At 51.3% G+C, this 23,202-nt stretch carries 18 protein-coding genes; 3 read left to right on the top strand and 15 right to left on the bottom strand.

The genetic code is table 11. The annotated features are described in order from the left end of the window. Position 1 precedes the first annotated feature (1 nt). The 10 genes from sufB to D1831_RS02720 all read right to left on the bottom strand — a co-directional run bounded on the left by sufB (position 2) and on the right by D1831_RS02720 (position 12,873). On the bottom strand, positions 2-1,417 hold the full coding sequence (gene sufB, locus D1831_RS02765; protein WP_125071399.1) for a Fe-S cluster assembly protein SufB: 1,416 nt from the start codon (positions 1,415-1,417) through the stop codon (positions 2-4). Then, positions 1,401-1,859 carry a Fe-S cluster assembly sulfur transfer protein SufU gene (gene sufU / locus D1831_RS02760; RefSeq protein WP_125071398.1) on the bottom strand — a complete coding sequence of 153 codons (459 nt, stop codon included), beginning with the start codon at positions 1,857-1,859 and terminating at the stop codon, positions 1,401-1,403. The genes sufB and sufU overlap by 17 nt, the downstream gene beginning before the upstream one ends. Continuing rightward, positions 1,856-3,079 (bottom strand): aminotransferase class V-fold PLP-dependent enzyme, encoded by a 1,224-nt coding sequence (locus D1831_RS02755; protein ID WP_125071397.1) that lies wholly within the window; start codon positions 3,077-3,079, stop codon positions 1,856-1,858. Before D1831_RS02755 ends, sufU begins: the two co-directional genes overlap by 4 nt. Beyond that, a complete protein-coding gene (gene sufD, locus D1831_RS02750) occupies positions 3,066-4,346 on the bottom strand; it encodes a Fe-S cluster assembly protein SufD (protein WP_225422750.1) in 1,281 nt (426 codons plus the stop codon). Before sufD ends, D1831_RS02755 begins: the two co-directional genes overlap by 14 nt. A gap of 11 nt (positions 4,347-4,357) precedes the next feature. Then, positions 4,358-5,146 carry a Fe-S cluster assembly ATPase SufC gene (gene sufC, locus D1831_RS02745; protein ID WP_125071396.1) on the bottom strand — a complete coding sequence of 263 codons (789 nt, stop codon included), beginning with the start codon at positions 5,144-5,146 and terminating at the stop codon, positions 4,358-4,360. 266 nt (positions 5,147-5,412) lie between these two features. Continuing rightward, a complete protein-coding gene (locus D1831_RS02740) occupies positions 5,413-6,246 on the bottom strand; it encodes a phosphotransferase (protein ID WP_125071395.1) in 834 nt (277 codons plus the stop codon). Positions 6,247-6,809: 563 nt separating this feature from the next. Then, a complete protein-coding gene (locus D1831_RS02735) occupies positions 6,810-8,024 on the bottom strand; it encodes a CPBP family intramembrane glutamic endopeptidase (RefSeq protein WP_225422749.1) in 1,215 nt (404 codons plus the stop codon). A gap of 79 nt (positions 8,025-8,103) precedes the next feature. After that, positions 8,104-9,726: an ABC-F family ATP-binding cassette domain-containing protein gene (locus D1831_RS02730; RefSeq protein WP_125071393.1), complete on the bottom strand. Its 1,623-nt coding sequence runs from the start codon at positions 9,724-9,726 to the stop codon at positions 8,104-8,106. Positions 9,727-9,884: 158 nt separating this feature from the next. Further along, complete coding sequence (locus D1831_RS02725) at positions 9,885-10,682, bottom strand: Cof-type HAD-IIB family hydrolase (RefSeq protein ID WP_125071392.1); 798 nt, start codon at positions 10,680-10,682, stop codon at positions 9,885-9,887. Positions 10,683-11,037: 355 nt separating this feature from the next. Further along, positions 11,038-12,873 carry a DUF2207 domain-containing protein gene (locus D1831_RS02720; RefSeq protein ID WP_125071391.1) on the bottom strand — a complete coding sequence of 612 codons (1,836 nt, stop codon included), beginning with the start codon at positions 12,871-12,873 and terminating at the stop codon, positions 11,038-11,040. Positions 12,874-12,994: 121 nt separating this feature from the next. Here D1831_RS02720 and D1831_RS02715 point away from each other — a divergent pair, with 121 nt between their 5' ends. Both D1831_RS02715 and D1831_RS02710 read left to right on the top strand, forming a co-directional pair. Next, positions 12,995-15,511: an excinuclease ABC subunit UvrA gene (locus D1831_RS02715; protein WP_125071390.1), complete on the top strand. Its 2,517-nt coding sequence runs from the start codon at positions 12,995-12,997 to the stop codon at positions 15,509-15,511. Between the two features lie 144 nt (positions 15,512-15,655). Continuing rightward, positions 15,656-16,573 (top strand): proline iminopeptidase-family hydrolase, encoded by a 918-nt coding sequence (locus D1831_RS02710; RefSeq protein WP_125071389.1) that lies wholly within the window; start codon positions 15,656-15,658, stop codon positions 16,571-16,573. A gap of 199 nt (positions 16,574-16,772) precedes the next feature. Here the strand turns inward: D1831_RS02710 and D1831_RS02705 are convergent, their stop codons facing one another. The 4 genes from D1831_RS02705 to D1831_RS02690 all read right to left on the bottom strand — a co-directional run bounded on the left by D1831_RS02705 (position 16,773) and on the right by D1831_RS02690 (position 21,327). Then, positions 16,773-17,621 (bottom strand): alpha/beta hydrolase, encoded by an 849-nt coding sequence (locus tag D1831_RS02705; protein ID WP_125071388.1) that lies wholly within the window; start codon positions 17,619-17,621, stop codon positions 16,773-16,775. Positions 17,622-17,710: 89 nt separating this feature from the next. Continuing rightward, positions 17,711-18,961: an MFS transporter gene (locus D1831_RS02700; RefSeq protein ID WP_125071387.1), complete on the bottom strand. Its 1,251-nt coding sequence runs from the start codon at positions 18,959-18,961 to the stop codon at positions 17,711-17,713. A gap of 11 nt (positions 18,962-18,972) precedes the next feature. Beyond that, entirely contained in the window at positions 18,973-20,262 is a 1,290-nt protein-coding gene (locus tag D1831_RS02695; RefSeq protein ID WP_125071386.1) for an alkaline phosphatase family protein, read from the bottom strand. A gap of 234 nt (positions 20,263-20,496) precedes the next feature. Then, positions 20,497-21,327, bottom strand: a complete 831-nt coding sequence (locus tag D1831_RS02690; RefSeq protein ID WP_125071385.1) for an alpha/beta hydrolase — start codon at positions 21,325-21,327, stop codon at positions 20,497-20,499. A 179-nt stretch (positions 21,328-21,506) separates the two neighbouring features. On the opposite strand from D1831_RS02690, the gene D1831_RS02685 reads away from it, so the two are divergent. Beyond that, a complete protein-coding gene (locus tag D1831_RS02685; protein ID WP_125071384.1) occupies positions 21,507-22,229 on the top strand; it encodes a UTRA domain-containing protein in 723 nt (240 codons plus the stop codon). 410 nt (positions 22,230-22,639) lie between these two features. Here the strand turns inward: D1831_RS02685 and D1831_RS02680 are convergent. Further along, positions 22,640-23,202 (bottom strand): LPXTG cell wall anchor domain-containing protein (locus D1831_RS02680; RefSeq protein ID WP_125071383.1); only part of this gene is annotated, 563 nt, incomplete at its 5' end.

Genomic DNA, 23,202 nt, shown 5'->3' with positions numbered 1-23,202 from the left:
GTTAACCGATTGAACCTTCCATCTCAAAACTGATCAAGCGGTTTAATTCCACCGCGTACTCCATTGGTAACTGTTTCGTAAAGGGTTCTACGAAGCCCATGATAATCATTTCGGTCGCCTTTTGTTCCGAAATCCCGCGACTCATCAAATAGTAGAGTTGGGCTTCTGAAACTTTGGAAACCTTGGCTTCGTGTTCCATCGAAACGTTACCGTTTAAAATCTCGTTGTACGGGATCGTATCACTCGATGATAGGTCGTCCATGATGATCGTGTCGCACTCTACGTGGGCAAACGACCCGTCAGAGTGCCGTCCAAAACGCACGGTTCCCCGGTAATCCACGGCACCGCCGTCCTTAGCAATTGACTTAGAAACGATCGACGAGGTCGTGTTTTTGGCATTGTGGATCATCCGCGCACCAGTATCTTGGTCAACGTTATGTCCAGCCACCGCGATTGACAACATCGTGCCGTGAGCACCCTGACCATTCAAATAAACGGACGGATACTTCATCGTGATCTTAGAACCCAGGTTACCATCGACCCATTCCATGGTCGCGTTCTCGAGGGCCTGGGCCCGTTTCGTTTCCAAACTATAAACGTTGTTCGACCAGTTTTGAATGGTCGTGTAACGACAGGTGGCGTTCGCTAAGACGTTAACTTCCACGACCGCCGCGTGTAAACTATCCGAATCGTAGTTGGGTGCGGTACAACCTTCGACGTAGTTCACGTTGGCCCCTTCATCCACAATGATAAGGGTCCGTTCAAATTGACCGGTATTTTCCGCGTTGATCCGGAAATAGGACTGGATCGGCGTGGTCACCGTCACCCCTTTAGGAACGTAGATAAACGTCCCCCCGGACCACACGGCACAGTTTAACGCCGCGTACTTATTCGTGCTGGCCGGCACTAACTTACCAAACCACTTTTTAAAGAGTTCCGGGTACTTTTGGAGCGCCGTATCAGTATCGGTAAAGATGATCCCGGTCTTTTCAAAGGTTTCTTGCATCCGGTGATAAACCACTTCGGATTCATACTGGGCACTCGACCCCGCCAAATACTTCCGTTCGGCTTCGGGAACACCTAACCGGTCAAACGTCTGCTTGATTTTATCCGGGACGTCGTTCCAGTCGCGATACTTTTTGTCCGTTGCTTTTTGGAAATATTTCATATGAACTAAGTCCAAGCCACTCAGATCCGGCCCAACCTTGGGCTGTGGTAATTTTAAGTAGATTTGATAAGCTTTCAAACGGTAATCCAACATCCACTGTGGTTCGTGTTTTTCCGCGGAAATTTGCCGGATCACGTCTTCGTTAAGGCCCTCCCCCGTTGAATAAACCGGGGTCACGTCATCGTGAAACCCGTACTCGTAATTGTCAGTTCCGGCAACGACCGCTTGTGCCTTATTTGGTTCTGCCATCAGCGTCATCCCCCATCGTTAATAATTGATCCGCCGCGTGCCACGCTAAAGTTGCACACTTAATACGGGTCGGAAATTCGGCAACCGTCGCTAAGACCGCGGCGTCACCTAACGCGTGTTGTTCATCCGCCGTTAAGGTGTCGCCCGTGATCAGCGTGGAAAAGTTGGCGATGCGTTGCTGAGCCACCGCCACCGGTTGTCCCGCTAATACGTCGGTCATGATACTGGCCGATGCTTGCGAAATCGTACAACCGCTGCCCGTAAAGGCAATTTGCTTAATTTGATGGTCTTGAATGACCATCTGAACGTTAATTTCATCCCCACAAGTCGGGTTATGCAACGTCACCGTTTGCGCGTCAGGCACCGTCCCAAAGTGGTGGGGGGCCTGCGCGTGTTCCAAGATAACCGTTTGGTAGAGGGCTTTTAATCTTAATAAACTCATGATTCAAAGAACTCCTTTACCGATTTTAACGCCGTCAAAAAACGTTCCACGTCAGCTTCATTATTATAAAAGCCAACGCTGGCCCGGACCGTCGCGCTGACGTGCAAGTAGCGCATTAGCGGTTGAGCACAGTGATGCCCCGCCCGCACCTCGACTCCGGCCAGGTCTAAGCCGGTCGCAACGTCGTGGCCGTGCACGTTCTCCACGTTAAAAGCCACTACCGGACCGTGGTCAGCGACCGTCTGTGGACCATAAACGGTGATTCCGGGCATTTGGGTCAGGCCGTCTAATAGTTGGGCCGTTAACCGCTTTTCAATCGTTTGAACCGTTGCAAAACCTACCCGTTGTAAGTAGGTCAGCGCGGCACCGAGGCCAATCACCCCACAGACGTTGGGCGTACCAGCTTCAAACCGTTCGGGAATCGCCGCAAATTCAGTCGTTTGCCAATCAACGTCACTGATCATCTCACCACCGAATTGGGCGGGCGTTAATTGTTCCAGCAAAGCGTACTTACCGTAAAGCACCCCGACCCCGGTCGGACCGTAGACTTTGTGCGCTGAAAACGCGTAAAAATCAGCGTCAAGCGCTTGAACGTCGACTGGCATGTGGGCCACCGCCTGCGCCCCATCCACCACTAAAACCGCGTGTTGCGCGTGGGCCAAACGGGCTAGCGTTTTAATTGGGTTGGTCACACCCAGTACGTTGGACGCCTGCGTCACGGCCACAATTTTGGTTTTGGCCGTAATCTGTTTACGGGCATCTTCTAAATCCAACTGCCCGTCCGGCTGTAAACCCACGTACTTGAGCGTCGCGCCCTTACGAATGGCTAACTGTTGCCACGGTACGAGGTTACTGTGGTGTTCCATCACGGCCACGACGATTTCATCGCCAGCGGATACAAACTGCTCACCATACGTTTGCACGACCCAGTTTAAGCTGTCGGTCGTCGAACGGGTAAAAAAGACTTCTTCCCGCCGCGCCGCGTTTAGTAGTTGCGCCACTTGGTCACGGACCGCCTCGTAACGGTCGGTCGCTTGTGCTGCTAGGGTGTAGACCCCGCGGTGCACGTTGGCGTTCCCGTTGGCGTAAAAATCGGCCATTGCGTCGATCACAGCTTGGGGCTTTTGACTCGTGGCGGCGTTATCAAGGTAAGTTAACGGCTCGTCGTTGACCCGCGTTTTTAAAATTGGAAAATCCTGACGATAATCAATCGTTGTCATCCGCTAACCGCCTTTCTATCAAACTCATTAAACTCTTGCGGAGTCGTGGTGACCGTAGTTCGGTAACCACGCCCGCGAGGAAGCCCCGAATAACTAGTCGTTGCGCAACTGGCTCGGGAATCCCGCGACTACGTAAATAGTACATCTGCTGCTCGTCGACCCGGCCTACACTGGCCGCGTGACCGGCTTCAACGTCATTTTCATCAATTAATAAAATCGGGTTTGCGTCACCGCGCGCGGCCGAAGACAACATCAACAACCGGTTTTCCTGGTCCGCTTTGGAACCGTGGGCACCGTGGACAATGTGACCGATTCCGTTAAAAATCAAGGTAGCCGCGTCTAAAATCACGCCGCGTTGAACAATGTTTGCAACCGAGTTGGGGCCGTAGTTAGTCACCCGGGTATCAATTCCCTGGGTCTGCTGCTGGTTGGCCACCGCGATGGTCTTCACATTAGCTTCCGAGCCCCGTCCCCGCAATTCGGTATCAAAGTCGGCAATCACCTGACCGGCGTTCATTTCCGCCAATTCCCAGTTAAGGTGGGCGTCCGGACTCAGGTTCCCCCGGCGATTTAAGTAGGCGGTCGTGTTAGCCGCTAAATTATCGATTCCGGCAAAACTCACGTGACTATTAGCGCCCGCCACAACTTCGACGACCATGTGAACGATGGCGTCGCTGGTTCCGACACTCCCAAGCCGCTGAACGATTTCCACCTGACTATTCGGTGCCGTTACAACCAAGTTATGCTGGACAAAGTTTTGGGGGCGCCGCTGGTCCACTAATTGTAAAATTTCCAAGGGTTCTTTAACAACCGCGTTGGCTGGTACGTACAGGAAAAAGCCGTTGGTCATGAGTGCCGCGTTCAGCGCCGTCAGTTTATCAGCGTCTGGTTTTAACGCCTGCGTAAACAGGTTGGCTTTAACTAAGTCCCCGTGCTTCCGAATCGCAGTCCGTAAATCGCATAGGATCACGCCCTGGTCCGCGGCGTCTGCGGGTAATTTTACCCGCACAGTCGTATCACCAACACTGAAAAAATTAGTTTCCCGTCCCCGCGCGCTCAGTTCTTCGGTAAGTCCCGGATTTGCCGTTACTTCCGGTGCCTGCACGTCTAGGAGTGGCCACGAACGGTAGTTAATTTTTTCAAATACTGGTAGTGCGAGCGTGGCGTAGTCGGCGACCGCCTGCGTACGGAGCTTCGTTAACCAGCCGGGTTCGGTTTGGGTTTGACTGTAATCCTGAACTCCGGCTAACATCGTTGCTGTTTGCATCTTGCCACCCCCTACTCGTCGTCCGTTAAAGCGACGTTTAGACCAAGTTCATCGCGTAAACCGGCGTAGCCTTCCGCTTCCAACTTATTTGCTAAGTCGGCATCCCCGGTTTTGACAATGCGCCCGCCCATCATGACGTGGACGTAGTCGGGGACGATATAGTTCAATAACCGTTGGTAGTGCGTGATCATTAAGGTCCCAAAATCGGGGCTAGCTAAGGCGTTGACCCCCTTAGCCACCACTTGTAAGGCGTCAATGTCCAAGCCGGAGTCAATTTCATCCAAGATGGCAAACTTGGGCTTGATCATCAATAATTGCAAAATTTCGTTACGCTTCTTTTCACCACCAGAAAAGCCTTCGTTTAAGTAACGTTCCGCCATTTCCGGGGTCATGTTCAATAGTTCCAAGTTATGGTCCAAGTCGGCTAAGAAGTCGGTCACACTAATGGGATCGTCCTTCGCACGCCGGGCGTTGATGGCGGCCCGTAAAAATTCGACGTTAGTGACCCCCTTGATCTCAGCCGGGTACTGCATGGCTAAGAACAGGCCGGCCCGGGCCCGTTGATCGACCGTTTGACTTAACAAGTCTTCACCGTCCAAGGTTACCGAGCCACTCACAACGTGGTACGCCGGGTTACCCATGATTGTTTCAGAAAGCGTGGATTTCCCGGTACCATTGGGCCCCATAATGGCGTGGGTCTCACCCGTATTGAGGGTTAAATTGACCCCCTTTAAAATTAAACGTTCCTCTTCGTTTTCGGTCACGCTGACCTTTAAATCTTTAATGACTAGTGTTGACATGCCGTTACCCCATTTCTTCCAAATTACACCACATTTAGACTACCAACCATGTATAAACACAACTGGTAGTGTTTGTAGTTAATAAACTTAGTATACGTTATTCCTCGCCAGGATAGTATTTTGATTGTGAACAAGCTTTTACCATTTAGCCCGCATTTTACGGCGCTCCACTTTTAAAAAAAGTTGTGCTAACTCCCGCTTACACCATTTAAAATCAACGTCACGCCCCCGTAATCCTCAACGGACCCAACTACGCGTAAATTTTTTTACTCAGTCGAACTGCCGGCAATTCCAGTTAAAACGTCGGCCAAAATGGCCCGTCCCACCGCTTCAAATTGAGGGGCGGAGAAGTGTTGCGTGTAAGTAAAAATTCCCGCACAACACTGTAATCTTAGCCAGTTCATCACAAGGGGCGGCGTGGTGGGCGTGGGACCATATCCCCGTTGAAACGCCGCGATGGCCGCGGGATTTCCCGCAAAGTCTTGGTAAAAAAGCTTCTGTAAATCTTCTTGAACGTACCCGTGACGGCAGCGTTCAAAATCAATTAACTCAACGTGCCCCTTTACCAACCGATAGTTACGTTTTCCCACGTCGCCGTGTAGACAAACAACGGGCAATTGCCGACATTCAGCCCGCAAATCGGAGTAGTGCTGACTAAACCAACCGAGGGCACCGGTCAACTGCGCACTAATTGAACTCGTTGCCAGTTCGGTAATCCGACGGGCCGTCGCGTCAAAATCACACGCGGCTAACTGACTGGGGGGCAACTTAACCTGATCATGAAACCGCCGCAACGTCGCACCCATCGTTTCCAAAATCGGGGACGTCAGTTCTGACAACGGTTTCAATTTCAGGTTGCGCATCACCAACACCCACTCTCCACTGGACAGTTCCCAGCTCGTTAATACCCGGTCATTAAGTTGTTGATTCACTTGCCGTTCAACCTCAAACTTGCCTTGACGTTGTCGTGCGAATACCTTAACAAATACCGTGGTCCCGAAAAGCTGGCTAACCCCCGTAAACATTTGGTTATAGGACGAATGTTTAATTGGTTGCAGGTCAGCAACCAGCACCCTTGCTAACGTTTGCTGTAAATCCATTAGCGCCCCTCCCCTGGCTTAGTACTCAAATTATAGCACGCCCCGTCACCGAAAATGAATCCGCTACCACAAATAGACTGATTTTTTCATAAATAATACATTCGTGCAAAAAAGGCGCCCGCTAAATACGGACGCCTTGATCGGCTTGCAGGCAACTTGCCTGCCAAATTATGTGCCTCGTCATGGACCCAGCCCATCCCGAGAGGTATTTGCATGCTTATCAGACTTAAGATTCACCCAACTGAGCTACTTTCCATCAACAGCTAACCAAGCTTGATGTCCTGAAAAAGTAAACCGATCCAGCTCCCAACTATGAATCAACCTGATCAAGCGTATGTAAACTTATAAAAACTTCACATGTCTGACGCTAGTATAACGAGCTGGCGTTGCGATTAGATAACACGAAGATTACAAACTTGTTACAAACGGTATAATTCGGTCAACCGTTGGGTAAAAATCAAAAGGCACAACCGTAATTGCACCATCTAGTTGTAAGCAATCAAAGTCACCTTTAGCCAAGCATTTCCGAACGCTCTTTTCCTTTAAAGCTTAACAATTCGGTTCTAGTCTAACGATCGCAGTAACCGCTGGTCAACGTAAGCCTGCATCACTCGCCGGCGACGTCCCGTTAAAAAGAAAATGGTCAGGGCGACAAATACGACGACGGTCAGGCCAATCGTTTGCCATTCAAAAGCGTCCGGCACGGTCATCGTTTGGGAACCGGAAGCCATCATACTTAAAATATCAATGGCCGCGTGAATCGCCATCGAAGCCGTGATGCTCCCCGTATACAAGTAGACCACCGCTAAGAACCACCCGAGTGTCGCGGCAAAGATCATTTGTTCTCCGGTTGCCTGCCACGATTGTCCCGCTAAAACGTTGGTAAAGTGCCAAAGTCCGAACAACCCACCACTTAGACCAACACTCCAGAGCAATTGGAAGCGGCTGTGCCGAAAGGCCGTGAGTAAAATGGTCAAGACGGCGTAACGGTACAGCCACTCTTCGGCGATCCCGGGTTCCAAACCACTTAGAAACATCTTCCAAGTCGCGTTTTTTAACTGAAAGTTCCACCGGGTAAAGGTCGTTGCCCAGGTCGCACCGTCACTAAAGGCGTTCCACAAACTAAAGACCACACCCACGATGATGATCAACCCAACTAAGCCCCGACTAGCCCGCCGGTTCAAGCGCCAAGCGGGCAACCGGAATCCCCAGGCGACCATCAAAACACCGACCGTGATGACAAAGCCCACGGCTCCCAAAATCCCGGCGTCACTAACCATGCTAAACGTCGCGGGGACGTTCAAGAGTGGCAAAGCAAATAGCGTGGGTTGGGCCCCAATCAAGCCACTGAAAATGGCGGAGATCAGAACCGCGATGCGGCCCACTACCGATTGAATCTTCGCCGTCACGACGTAGCCAACCGGTACGAAAGCGACCACCAAGTACGCCATCCCAACGGCAATCAGTCCCTGTTCATCAAGTGTCGTCGCCTGGCAGACCAAGTTGATCAAATTGGCAACCATGATCGGCATCAACGTAAATAGCAGGACCGTTTGGACGTAATAGTTAAAGTGACGCAATCGCCGCCAATCGTGCTGGTCAGCATCAATCGCCGGCCACAACGCATTTAAAAACCAAATGATCATGACCATCCCGCCACCGGGAAAGGCCATCCCCTGGTTCGTAATCAGTAACCTAACCATCACGGCGACCATTAAAACGATTAATTGGCCCACGTACCAGCGGCGCAACGTTTGATCAAATTCTGGCGCCATCATAAAAATCCCCCCATCTAGTATGTATTTATCATACCAGACTGGGAGGATTATCAGTGGTAAAGGTCACCACATTTTCATTTTAATAAAGGTCTTGGACCCGGCCCTGGGTCGCTTCGTGCGCGAGGTATTCATCGTAAGTCGTGTCACCACGGTCAACGACCCCCTTGGCACTAACTTCCACGATGTGATCAGCAATCGTTTGAATGAACTCGTGGTCGTGGGACGTAAAAATAATCGCACTGTTAAACGCAATCAGCGCGTCGTTTAGTGCCGTGATTGATTCCAAGTCCAAGTGGTTCGTTGGGTCGTCTAAAAGTAGCACGTTGGCCCGGCTTAGCATCATCTTGGACAACATCCCGCGAACCTTTTCGCCCCCGGATAACACGTTGACTGGCCGTTCCACGTCCTGACCAGAAAACAGCATTTTCCCTAAGAAGCCCCGCAGGAACGTGTTGTCACTCTCTTCCTTAGAAGCAAACTGCCGTAACCAATCAATGATCGGTAACTCGCTACCGGCAAATTCTTCGTTAATGTCCTTTGGTAAATACGTCCGCGACGTGGTTTGGCCCCAAACCACTTCCCCACTATCCGGTTGTAAGTCGCCGGCAATAATTTGCATCAAGGTCGTCGTTGCTAAGTCGTTACGACTAATCAACGCCGTTTTTTCGGTTGGCCGTAGGGTGAAGCTAATGTTATCCAGAATCTTCACGCCTTCGATGGTCTTCGAAACGTTTTCGACCCGCAACAAATCATTCCCCAGTTCCCGGTCGGGCGTAAACTTGATGAACGGGTACTTCCGGGAAGACGGCTTGATATCGTCCAGCGTGATTTTTTCCAACTGTTTCTTCCGCGACGTCGCTTGTTTAGATTTCGAAGCGTTGGCACTAAATCGGGCCACGAATTCTTGTAATTCCTTGATCTGGTCAGCCTTCTTAGCGTTGGCGTTAGCCTGTAACTTAGCCGCCAACTGACTGGATTCCATCCAGAAGTCATAGTTACCAACGAACAGCGTGATCTTGCCGAAGTCCACGTCACACATGTGCGTACAAACTTGGTTCAAAAAGTGCCGGTCATGGGAAACCACGATAACGGTGTTCTGGTAACTTGCCAAGAAATCTTCCAACCAACTAATGGATTGAACGTCTAACCCGTTGGTCGGTTCGTCTAAAAGTAAAACGTCGGGGTTGCCGAACAGGGCTTGCCCAAGTAAGACCTTCACCTTTTGTGGTTCGGTCAATTCACTCATTTTTAAGTGTTGCATGGATTCGTCAATGCCCAAGTCTTGTAACAACTGGTCAGCTTCCGACTCCGCGTTCCAGCCGTCCATTTCGGCAAATTCGCCTTCTAGTTCGGCCGCCCGGATTCCGTCTTCGTCACTAAAATCCGGCTTAGCGTACAGCGCATCTTTTTCAACCATGATCTCGTAAAGCTTTTCGTGACCACGGATCACCGTGGCTAAAACTTCTTCATCGTCAAAGGCAAAGTGGTTTTGGTTTAGGCTGGACATCCGCTCGTTGGGGCCCATGGAAACCGTCCCGGTCGTTGGTTGAAGTTTACCTTCCAAAATCTTCAGGAACGTTGATTTCCCCGCCCCGTTAGCGCCAATAACGCCGTAGCAGTTTCCCGGCGTAAATTTTAAATTAACCTCTTCATAAAGTTTGCGAGTTGAAAACTGCATACTAACATTACTTACGGTGAGCATTTAAATACCTCTACTTTTTTTGTCATGAGCCGTACATACAGAAAAGAGGTCGGGATTAAACCTCCCAGCCTCCTGTGTCGTTAATCATATAGATAAATATTAGCATGCCAACAACTACTTTGGCAAATCAAACCGCTACTCTTTTCTGAAAATACCGCCTAAGCTTCCAAAACGTGTTGCTCAATGTAGCTCAGGACCCCGCCGTCCAGGTTGGTCCCGGTCACGGCTGCGGCGTTGGCCTTCACGTTGGCCGGGGCGTTTTGCATGGCGACCCCGGTTTTAACGTAGTGGAACATTTCGAGGTCGTTCGTGCCGTCACCAAACGCGAGCATTTCGGTGGGAGCGATACCCAACCGTTGACCCAGCCGTTTTAAGGCCCGGCCCTTGTGCATCCCCGGTTGAATCAGATCCATACTGCCCTGACCACCAGAAACCGGCACGGCGATGCCCGCTAACTTAGGCGTCAGTTCGTAAACGAGCTGGTCCGTTTTTTCCGGTGGGCAAATCACATCAAACTTAACGACCGGTTCCGTGACGGTCGTTAAATCGGCGACCGTTTCCAATTGGTAGTAGTAATCCCGCATTTGCGCCACGAAACTAGGATTGGCATTCTGCGCGACGTACACCGTTCGGGTGCCACACAGTGCAAGCTGTAACTCGGGGTACGGCGCTAAGCCGGCCAAAACTTGCGCCGTCGCGCTCGGCGTAAACGTTTCGGCGCTCAGACCAACCCGCGCGTTAAGTAATTCGGCACCGTTGCCACCAATCAACCACATGTCGGGATAATCCGCGAAGTAGTCGGCGAGTTCAACGGCTTGGTGGCCGCTAGCAATAACAAACTGAATACCGCGTTGCTGAAGCGCCCGGTAAATCTTCGTAAAGCGGGGCCGGTCGTACTCGCCGTGATTATCCAAGAAGGTCCCGTCCATGTCAGTTGCAATTAGTTTTACTGTCATCTATAAACCATCCATTCTATGTAAGCCTTACCACCTAAGGTTACCGATAATCCCGTTCAAGTACAACCCCCTACACTTAAAAAATCTTCGCTAACGGGAAAACACACTTCCAGCGTTAGCGTCCGTTGATTTAATGCACGGTAAAGCTTTCAGGCGCATGGGCCAAAACCGCTCAGTTTGCGAGCATAACAAAAATTAACCGCTTATTCCTGGTTTTGAAATAAGCGGTTAATTGCTGTTATGCGAAACAAATCGGCTTTTAAAACCCGTTTCGACACCACCGACTAGAAAAAAGAAGCTGGGCTTCAAAAGTTTTGTTCCGGGCGCCGCGTATCTCCGCGGCAACGGGTAGCCGTTAAAACGCGCCCCCACCGGAACCACCGCCAAAGCCGCCCGAACTGCCACCCGAGAAGCCCCCGGAAGCGCCGGATGACGAGCTGGCATCCACCGACGCACTGATTGCCCCGCTAAAGCTATTACTAATGACTCCCGAAAGGTCCACCTGCGCGCCACCGTTAGCGTAAAACAGCGGGTAATAAAGTGCCATGCCGGTTGCTAGGGCATCGGTCCCAAAGTCAACGGCGAGTTGCGCCGTGACCTTTTTAGCTAACCCGAAGGCCGCCGCGTATGGTAACAGCTGTTCCCATAGAATCAGATCACCCACTTCGGCCGTATTAAAATGACCAATGTCTTTTAACATCCGGCGAAGCCCGCTAATTTGATTGATCAGTTGCAGCCCGGCGTCCGTATTAGTTAGGACTTGCCGACGCCGAACTAGCCAGGTCACCCAAAACGCCACGGCGCCGATTGCGGCCACACTCCCCATGGCGAGTGCAACGTGCGCACTAAGTAACGTTCCCAGGCCGCTCGCAATGATTCCGGTAATCGTGACCATGATGGCCCCGCCCAACGTGTAGTGCTGAATCGCGGCGTTCGTTTCATCCCGATAAACCGCAACGTCCTGATTGACCGTTCGTTGCCATTTGCTAAACCAACCGTTGACCCGGCCAGACTGGTCACGCTGTCCGTACTTTTTAAGTTCCGTCAGGCGGAACGTTCCACTGGGCGCAACCGTGGTAAAACAGTTTGCCAAAAACGAATTGTGAATTGTTTTTAATTTTGTCAACACCACCACAGGACGGTGCTTGTCCGTAGCGGACTCAATTCGAATCTCGTGGTCGGCCGCGGCCCGTAAAATTTCCCCGGTCAGGGCCTTAGTATCCGGCGCTCGTCCCGTTAATAACGCTTGTGCCACCGCCGGGCTGACCGGTGGCACGTCAAACGAGTGCGCCAACGGAAGCGGTTTTTGGTGGGAATTAGCCGGGTGCCGGTAAAACCACCAGAGGTAACCAGCGACAATGAGCACCCAAACAACGCCAGCCGCCACCACGCTTACCCGGCGGAGCAATTGGGACCGTTGGCGCCGTTGATTCGCCTGGCGCGCGAGTGCCGCTTCCTGCTTTTGAACGGTCGCCTTCCGCTTTTTAGAACTGGTCCGCTGATTAGTCGCAGTTACGCTGGTTGGAAATAACAGGTGACTTTCGACAAAACGATTCGCGGGATTCCGCTGAACGGTCAGCGTCACGCGCCCATTCTTATGGTCCACGGTCGTGTGCCCGCTTAACGGTCCGTGCGTCCACGCCTGCAGTGTCGTCACGTTTTTACTAGGTAACTGGATCGTGATTTTACCGTGCTGCAACGCCACGTCCCAGCCGTTACCGATCACCTTCCAATTTAACTCGGCGGTATCGGCGTAGTTGGTCACCACCCCGTACAGCTGGTACTTGTAAGCGACCCGTAAAACGTCCGCATCGCGCACTTGCCGGTATAATTTGATCCGCATTCGCTGCTTATTTTGACTCAACGAATACGTATTGTTAGCGCCGTCAGTGGCCGCGTGCGCAACTTTTTGGGGACCACCGTTTAGCTTCGTCGTGACCGTTTCCAGCTTAGCCCCCGAAATTCCCCGTAGGTCCTGCACGTTGAACACCCCGTGGTAGTCATCATAGAATTCATACGCCATCGTCTGCGTCACCTGCGCACTGCCGTCCGGTTGCACGTTAACGTTAACGTGGTAATCGTCCACGCGGTAGTCTGCCCGCGCAAAAACAGGGCCTAACCCCAACCACGTTATAAACGCAACTAACCCGCAGAGCCCGACTAGCCAACCCCACCGCCTACTTTTTTGCATCGCGTCCCCCTCCGTTTTCTCGTTAATTGGCTTAAGTTTACCATACGGCCGATTGATGGGAAAATTTAGCTGGGTGTTGTAGCATGGAACTAGTTCATCAGCGTCTGAAGGGAGTTTTTTTATGGTAAAAGCAACCATTCCGACCCACATCAAAGTTCGTGGAGCCCACGTCAATAATCTAAAAAATCTGGACATCGACATCCCGCTCAACGCGTTTGTCGCCATTACCGGTCGCAGCGGTTCCGGGAAGTCTTCGCTCGCAATGGGGGTCCTATACGCGGAGGGGGCCCGGCGTTATTTAAACGCCCTCTCAACCTTTACCCGTCGGCGAATCAACCAGGTCGGCAAGGCCAACGTCGATTCCGTTCAGTACTTACCCTCGGCCCTGGCACTCCGCCAACGACCGCAAGTCCCCGGCGTCCGTTCGACCGTCGGGACTATGTCCGAAAGCTTAAACATCTTGCGCTTAGTCTTTTCGCGGTTAGGTACTCCGGTTTGTCCTTACGGTCACCGTCAACAACCAACCTTGGCCGTGGCGGAAAACATGGGCCATTTAGTCTGCCCAACCTGTGGCGTTCACTTTACGGCGTACGGGGCGGAGGACTTTGCGTTTAACTCCGCCGGGGCCTGTCCGACCTGTGGCGGGCTTGGTGAAGTCCGTCAAATCGATCCCGACCTGATCATTGCTGACGAAAACCAGACCATCCAAGCGGGTGCGGTGGCGTCGTGGCACTTACCAGGCCGCAACTTCATGCCCATCGTTGCCCGCGAGATTGGAATTCCAATCGACGTGCCCTATAAGGACCTTAGTGCGGCCGATAAACAGCGGGTCCTGCACGGGCCGAAACAGACGATTGCAATCAATATTCCCAGTTCCAAGGGGAAAATATTTCACATGGACAACGCCGTCTACGAAAACGCCTTTGCGGCGGTAGAAGATAGCATGGCGACCACTAAAAACGAACGGGCCATCACCCGCCTCAATAAATTTTATAAATTTGATACCTGTCCGGACTGCCGCGGTTCCCGTTTCAACCCTAAGTTACTCAACCAGCTTTTAAACGGTAAAAACATTGCCGAGGTCAGTGCCATGACCGTCGCCGACCTGCACCAGTTCGCCACCACCATTGTCGACTGGTTACCCGCTAAGATGGCCCGGCTCGGCCAATCGCTCGTGGACGAGTTGCTGCTGAGCCTGCAACCCATGGAAGACCTCGGGCTCGACTACCTCACGCTCAGTCGACCGGGTGCGACCCTTTCCACTGGGGAATTGCAACGAATTCAGTTAGGACGGACTCTCCGCAGTGCCACGACCGGCGTTCTTTACGTACTGGACGAACCCTCCGTTGGCTTACACCCCGCCAACGTCAACGGTTTGATCAAGGCGTTTCGGGGCTTGGTCGCGCAAGGAAACTCGGTCGTAGTAGTTGATCACGACACCAGCATCATTAGTGCCGCCGATTACGTCATTGAAATTGGCCCGGGAGCCGGTAAACACGGCGGGACCGTGGTCGATCAGGGAACCGTGGCGGCCATTAAAACCCAACCAACGTCCCTGATCGCACCGTTTTTAACGGGACACGCGACACTCCGCGAACGGCCGGTTTTAACCGACCACCAACTCTGGGCCAAGGGGGCTTTAGATCTCGAAGTTGCGCACCGGTTCAATATCCAGGACGTCCACGTTCAGTTCCCGAAAAACCGCTTAACGACCGTGACCGGGATGAGCGGCGCGGGTAAAACAACGCTGGTACTGGACAGTTTGATTCCCGCACTCAACGCAACGGCCAAGCACCAGGCACTTCCTAAACACGTCAAGGCGTTTGATAATAACCACGTCCGCCACGTTGTCGAAGTGGACTCGGTCCCCGTGGGCAAAAACGTCCGCTCCACCGTGGCTACCTACACGAATATTTTGGACAACCTCCGCCGCTTGTTCGCAGCTACTCCGGATGCCCAAGCCCGCGGCTACGGGGCTAGTCAGTTCTCCTACAACGTTAAGGCCGGGGCCTGCCCGGTCTGCGGCGGAACTGGTCAAATTTCGCTAGACGTCCAGTACTTACCGGATATCACCGAAGTCTGCCCACAGTGTCACGGCCGGCGTTATAATCAAGCAACCCTGGCCGTTACTTGGAACGGCTACACGATTGCCGACGTGCTCGCCTTATCGGTCGACGAAGCCCTCCCACTGTTTAAGGACGAAGCCGCCATTGAAAACACCTTACAAATTCTGCACGCAATGGGCCTGGGTTACCTGCTGCTTGGCGAAAGTACTCCCGAATTATCCGGTGGTGAGGCGCAGCGTTTAAAGCTCACGTCACGCATTGGTAAACGTCAAACCGGGACCCTGTTTGTCTTTGACGAACCGTCCGTCGGGTTGCACCCGCTGGATATCCAACAGCTGGTCAAAGTTTTTGATCAGTTGATCCAGCAAGGCGCGACCGTGATTGCAATTGAACACGATCTCGACGTCATTGCCAACGCCGATTACGTCATCGACATGGGGCCGGCCGGCGGTATTAACGGTGGGCACGTCGTCGCAACCGGGACACCGCAAGCCGTTAGTGCCAACCCGGCCAGCGTGACCGGTCAGTATTTAAAACAACACTTCGAACTTTTTAGCGCTAATCAACACTAATCAAAACCGGTTCTTAACTTGAACGAACAATGCTCAGGTTAAGAACCGGTTTTTCTGACCGCAAAAGCGGGCCACCATTTGAACCCACTGTGTGCACGCGGTAATTTAAAACTAATTAATTGATTATTGATGGAGGCAATCAACATGCAAAACGTTACCAGAATTATCACGTTAAGTAACGGCTACCACTTGTGGACGCACACGACTAATCTCGGTGGGCACATCAAATTACTTTGTTTACACGGAGGTCCCGGGGATACCCACGAAGTGTTTGAACGCTTCGGCCCCGAACTGGCCGCTTTAGACGTCGAAGTCACCATGTACGACCAGTTAGGTTCGTGGTATTCCGACACCCCAGACTGGGACGACCCCCACGTTCGTAAAAAATACCTAAACGAAGCCTATTACTTAAAGGAAGTTGATGAAGTCCGCCGTAAACTCGGCTACGACCACTTCTACTTAGCCGGTCACTCGTGGGGCGGCGTCCTGGCTATGACGTACGCCGCCAGCCACCAAGAACAACTCCGTGGACTCATTATTATCAGTATGATCGATAACGTAGCCGACTACGTTAAGCGAATGAAGGCCATCCGTCAAGCCGAATTCTCACCAGCCGAAAACGCCTTTATGTTAGCGATTGAAAAACGGGGCGAGTGGGACAATCCCCACTACCGCCAACTAATCACCCACCTTTACCACCAGTACGTTAACCGCCGGCAGCCGGAAGTCCTCGCTCATCAAATCGACATCCAAGCTAAACCGGTTTACAACTACTTTCAGGGGGACAACGAATTCGTCGTTTACGGGGACCTCGGTGGCTGGGACTTTTCCCACCAGCTCAAAACCATTCAATTACCAACGTTACTGTCCTTTGGTGATCATGAAACCATGCCGCTAACGGCCGCAAAACGGATGGCACACGCTATGCCTAACGCCCGCCTAGTCGTCACTCCCAATAGTGGCCATAACCACATGGTGGACAACCCGGCCGTCTTCTTCACCAACCTGCGTCACTACCTGACCGACGTCGAAAACGACCGCTTTAACCCCCACCACGCCTAACACCCCCGCTATCACCAGCTAAGCCAAGTACACGAGGCCATTAAGCGTACAACCGGCGCACGGGACGCAACTTTAAAGCCCATCGATTACTCAAAATAAACTGAGTAATCGATGGGCTTTATTTTCTGCGATAAGGTCGCCACAACGTGCGCCAAAAGTTAGTTTGTTCCGCACGCTGCGTTTAAGCTGATCATTTTTGTTATTGATTCCAAATAAACTTGATCAACGCCCGGTCAACCTGGGCGTTTTCGTGTAACCGGCTGTGCTGAGCAGCCGGACCAACGATGCGTTTCTCACGGTACGACTGTGCCCGTGGCGCGACTAAGTACCGTAAAGATTGCGACGAAGCGTTGCTGACGCGCCCGTCCGAATGGGTACCGTCGTTTTTATCACCGTAAATATTTAAAACTTGAATCTGGTTTTTAGGTAACGTTTGGCGCAACTTTAACAGGGTGCGGTAGTCCGCGTCCATCTTCATGGGCTGCCCGTCCACCTTCAACTTCATCCGGTTAGGCTCGTCGTTCATGCCTAAAATTCCGTTAAAGTGTCCGGCAATATCGACCTGTTTCCGCAACTGGGGCAACCGTTTGTTGGCGCCATACTGCAATAAATAATAGACGATGGCCATGTTGCCCATCGAGTGCCCAACCACGTTAAAAGCCTTGATTCGGTAACGTTGTTGCAGCGTGACCACCACGTTTTTGACCCAGCGGCCCGCCACACGATAATTTCCATTGCGATTGTTTGCAAACCCGACTTCCACGATTGGGGAACGCTCCCCGGCCTTAAAGTGCCCCTTGAGGCGGACACTGCCGTCATTTGCAACCTGAGCTTGAACCACCGATCGCGTTACCCCGGCTTTGACCGCCGCGTTCGCCATGTGAGTCTCCGCGTTAATACTACTACCGTAACCGTGGAAAAATAGCGTTGGGACGGCGGTCACCCGCCCACTAGCGTTACTTTTAGTAGTTGGCGTGGTCGCCCGGCACCCCGTTAGTAACAATCCCGTCACGAGCACAACGCTTAACCAGCCCAGTTTTTTCCACATTTAATCCCACTCCCCTTATAACTGTCACCCTAATTATAGCGCGGACAATGGGGGCTGGAAATATTCAGGCTAACGACTGGGCGGAAGGCCTACACCGATTTCGTCTGGTTCAGGTGCGGTAACGCCAGGAAAATAACCAGGCCAATTAGAAACAGGACGCTGAGTGACGCCGCACCAATCGTCGACTTGCCCGTCATTTGGGTCACAATGCCCACGAGTACGGGGCCCATGACGGCTGAAAATTTCCCTAAAATGTTATAAAAGCCGAAGAATTCACTCCCGCTCTTTTTAGGAATCAACCGTCCAAAGTACGAGCGGCTCAGGGCTTGAATTCCCCCCTGACTGGTCCCGACTAAGACTGCTAAGATCCAAAAATCGGTGACGGTGTGTAAGCGCAGGGCGTACAAACAGATGCCTAAGTAAATAATGATTCCTAACAAAATTCCCGTTCGGGTCGACGTTTTCGTCGCTAACCAACCGTACAGCAGTGAAAACGGGAAGGCGACCAGTTGCACAACTAGTAGCACGATCATTAACGTCGTGGTGGTGATCCCCATATCCATGCCGATGGACGTGGCCATGGTAAAAATCGTATCGACCCCGTCAATGTAGAAAAAGTACGCCACTAAAAACCAAGCGGCGGCCCGGTAGTTCCGAATGTGCTTTAAGGTTGACCACACCCGGCTAAAACTCGACCGGACCGGGTGCGCACTCGGTGCCAACGCGTACTTTTGGTGCACGTTTTTTAACAACGGAATGTAAAAAATCACCCACCAAACGGCTGCTAATACGAAGCTCCAGCGGGCGACCCCGTAGCTGGAGAGCATGCCAAAGCCACTAGTCAATTGCAACACGAGGAACAGGATAAAAGCTAACACCCCGCCTAAGTACCCGAACCCGTAACCGTAAGAGGACAAGCGGTCCATTTGATCATTGGGTGCCACGTCGGTCAGAAAGCTATCGTAAAACAAGTTCCCACCGGAGTAACCAATAATCGATAAAATGTAAATAACGAGCAGCCACTTCCACGCGCTGGGTGGCGCGATACTTAACCCCAAGGTCATTAACATACCGACCGTGGTGAACAGGTTAAGCATTCGTTTTTTAGCGTGCGGATAATCCGCCAACGCTCCGAGGACCGGTGCCAAGATGGAAACTAATAACGTCCCGATACTGTTCGCGTACCCCCAGTACGCGGTCGCGTTTGCCGGTGAAACACCGCTGGCCTGCGCGACCGCTTTAAAGTAGACCGGTAATACGGCGGTCGTCACGATGATACCGTAGCCGGAGTTGGCCCAATCGTAAAAGATCCAGCCCCACTGTTGCTTATTAAATTTCATCAAAATCTCCCTTAATTAAATATGCCGTTTAAACTGTGTCCGGGCATCGGGCCATCAAAGTGCAGTCCGAGCAACCGGGCAAAGGTTGGTGCTTCATCAACGAGGTTAGCCGCGTCAATCGTCACGCCGGCTTTAACGGCCGGGCCGTTAAAGAGCAACGTCGTTTGGTAATCCGGTTTAGTCGGATCGTAACCGTGCACGCCGTGGTAGCGGTCGGGCTGGCCCAACGTTGCTGGGTGAACCGGTTCGACGACTAACGGCCGCCGACTTTCATCGGTGAAGTAGTACCCTTCCTTAGCTTCCACCATCAGGGCACACGCCGGGTCGGCCCCCCGTTTAGCCGCGGCGGGACCGTCGATCACGTTCTCTACGCCTTCTACCGTACTAATGACTTTTTTCAATTCGGCCAACTCGTCAAAGTTACGGGTGTACACGTAGGTCGAGCCGTCCGCCGTTTTAGCCATAACGCGCCAATCCTCTTCAAAAGTTTGATCTGGCCGAGCGGTTAACCAGCCGCGGTGGGCAAACAGGGTGTTTAAGTGGATCATGTGATCCACGTTAATCTGGTAATGGTCACCTAAAATAACAAAGTTCGTATCAGCAAAGGTTCCGGCCGCCTTAGTGGCCTCAATTAATTGGCCAACGTGCCGATCCAAGCGGTGAAGGGCCTGCATGGCTTCCTTTGAACGCACGCCGTAGCGGTGCCGCATACTGTCCATATCAACTAAGTGGATCATCGTCAAATTAGGTTTTTTATGGGTCAACGTATCAACCGCACAGGCGGTAATAAACTCGTCTAATTGGGGCTGATGAATGCCGTTCCGTAAATGGCCGTACTTATGATTCATCTCGAGTAAAAATAGTGGTGAACTAGCTTTAAGCGAAACTAGGACTTGGTTGGTCCAGATCCGGTTGGGAAAAATTTCAGCTAAGTTATATGTAATTTTACTACCCGCAGTGACCGGCCATAAAAAAGCGGCGGTCGTTAACCGCTGTTGGCGAGCCAAATCATAAAGCGTTGGAACTTGGACGTCCTTTTGGTACCAGTACCAGTCGGGTGAACGCCGTTTAGGTTGGATCTTGGTATTATTAACAATGCCGTGAACGTTGGGGTACTGCCCAGTAATAATGGTCGTGTGTGACGGGTACGTCAGTGTCGGGTAGATCCCGGTAACCGACTTGACCCACGCGCCCCCGGTCATCAACCGGTTTAAAACCGGTAGTTCCGCTTGGTGCTCCCGCAAATCGCGGAATCCGAGCGCATCCAAAGAAATGATGACTAAGTGTTGATTGGTCGCCATAATAAATCGCTCCCTTTATAAATTGTTCGTAGTTAAAATTATACCGCAGAATTTTAACTCCCGTCACAACCAAATTAATCGCAGCCACTAAAAGAATGGGCTACAAGGCACTTCGTTTGGCGTCCATTTCGGCACCATTACCACGGAAACGCAGTAAGGCGCGAAAATCACTCCACGTAAACCGAGTAATTTTCGCGCCTTGAAGTTTTATCCCACGCTTACCATCCTAATGCCTTAAAACTCACCAGCCAGTAACCCCTGCCGTTGCAACCAACGCGTAGCCAGCTTGGTCCACTGACTCGCCTGGTCGTTTAAATACTTCGCCTTGTTAGGCTTTTCCGTCACGTGATTGGCCAGTGCCAGGCCGTGAATGCCACTACCAAACAGGTGGTACTCCACGTCCACGTTTTTAGCCATGAGTGCTTGCACGTATAATAATGAATTTTGCGCCGGCACCAGTTCGTCAGTCGCCGTTTGCCAAACAAAGGCCGGTTTAGTTTCTTCTGAAACCAGCTTCTGCGCAGCCCATAAACGGGCATCCGTCGTTACCTTGTCCCGTTCGGCAGCGCTTCCCGGAAAGCCCGCGTTTAAATCGATGACCGGGTAACCAAGCACGACCGCGGCGTGTTCGCCTGGATAATCGTTCAGTCCGTACGCTTGCCGTAACGCGGGATCGGTGGTGACTGCGTTATACAGCGCCACCACGTGCCCGCCCGCGGAAAACCCCGTCAGTATGATTCGGTCAGTCGCGACGTGGCGTTGCTGGGCGTGTTCGGTCACCCAGGCAATCGTTTGGGCAACTTGCTGCAGCGCCCACGGATAAACTGTGGTACCGTCATTTTCCAACTGATAGTTTAAAACTATCGTGTGCATTCCTTCCGCGTTAAAGCGGGTCGCAATCGGCGCTTCCTCACGTCCCGAGTGATAAGTAAAGCCACCCCCCGGGCAAATAATCATCACCGGATAATTCACGGGTTCTTCAAAATCTGAAATCTGGTCTAACCAGTAGGCCGTTACCTGAAACGGATGTTCAGCTGCACTCAACGTTTGGTGTTCAACTTGCATCGTAATCCCCCCATATGGTCATCGTTTTTTATAACTTGTTTGATGCTTTCATTATAAATAGAACGCTTATTTTTTGTCAATTTTATTCGAATAAATTTCAATATTTATTCGTTCGTTTATTAAACCACCAAAATATTTGGTATAATAAAACTAATAACAACGCTTACGAGGATGAGAACATGGAAAAAATAACGTTTGAAAATATCTACCAAACTTTAAAAAAACGTATCTTAGCAGGCAAGTACAGCATTAAAATGCGCTTACCCATTGAAGACGACCTGATTAAAGAATTCGGCAGCAGCCGTTACGCCGTTCGTAAAGCTATTGAAAAACTGGCTGCGGAAGGACTGGTATACAGTGTTAAGGGGCGCGGGGTCGTTTTATTAGAACACTCCCCCCAAACTCAACAGTTTAACCTGGACCTAGGAGACGTTACCGGGGTACAAGGCTTAAACAGCGGTCGGGCCCTCGATTACGAAACCGACGTCGTGGCGTTTAAACAGGTGATGGTCGACCAGGCACTAAGTGAAAAAACCGCGTTTGAAGTTGGTATCCCGGTGTACGCGATTCAACGGGTCCGGCTGATCAACGGCACCCGCGCCGTCATCGATATCAACTACTTCAACGCTCAGTTGACCCCCGGCATTACCCCGGCCATTGCCAAACGGTCCATTTACCACTACTTACAAAAGAAGCTCAAACTCAAAATTGCCGTTGTTAAGCGGATGCTGCGGGTCGATTCAGCAGCCGAGCTGGATCAAACCCAGCTCGATTTGGGCCAAAATAACTGCGTTGGGAACATGATCAGTATCTCGTTTAACGACGAGGGACGCCAGTTTGAATACACCGAATCGCACTTCATTCCCAACGAATTTAACTTCAACCAATTAATTCGTAATTAAACATTACCAACCGTTCAACCGCTAGTCACACCTTCGTGACCAGCGGTTTTTTACCGTCCTTATCAGCTTTAGACCAATTTAGAATTAATCAAAATAATTATGTCGATATAGATTGAAATGTTTTGCAAAAATATATTCGAACAAATCTTGACTAATTAAGCTAATCATTTATAATAATTGTTATAAAAGCTAATGGGGGTTAGCCTTTATACCACTTAACTAAGTGGTCGTTATGGGGTCAAAGGATTAGGTATGGTCATGGAGTAAAAAGTAATTTGGTGTCACTAGACCAATACATGTCTGGTGGCTTTTTTTTGCCTTTGAAACGGTTTAATAAATCGTAAAAAAATAAGCGGAAATCACCGTTAAATACGGTAACCTCCGTTTATTTTTGATTGCAATTAATTTAATTAAATCATGCGTTTACGACGCAATGCGTACGCCGCAACCGTTAAGCTGCTAGCCAGGGCGATTCCCGCCAGACTGATCCATTGATTTTGATTCTCATCAGTTTGCGGTAACCCCTTCCCGCGCGCAACGGCCAGGGCGGCCGCAACCCGGGTCCGTAAGTTTTCCAACTTGGCCACTAAGGCCGTATCATGGTTGGCTTGGGCCCGCTTAATAGCGCCATCAATGAGCGTCAGCAGGGTACTTTCTTCACTGACTTGTTCACCAACGGTCTCTTTTTGAACTTCTTCAAAAGCGGTTTCCAATTCCGTCACGGTTTCTTCGGTGACAGCGTCATTGGTAATTTCGCGCTCAACTTCTTCTTCGATTTGGTCAACGACCTCTTCAGGAGCAACTCCCGCTTCGATTTCTTCCTGGATTTCCTCTTCGAATTCTTCTTCCTCTTCAACGGTTTCTCCGGGTTTTTCCGGTGCGGCAATTTCTCCCGGCTCCTCAGGTTCAGGAACTTGGGGTGTTTCGGGTTCCGGTTCATCAGTTTCACCCGGCGTTTCCGGTTCTGGTTCTT

This window comes from Lactiplantibacillus garii (assembly GCF_003885105.1).
In the GTDB taxonomy this organism is placed as follows: Bacteria; Bacillota; Bacilli; order Lactobacillales; family Lactobacillaceae; genus Lactiplantibacillus; species Lactiplantibacillus garii.
Note: the sequence above shows the minus strand (reverse complement) of the source record. Positions and strands in the feature narration are given on the sequence as shown.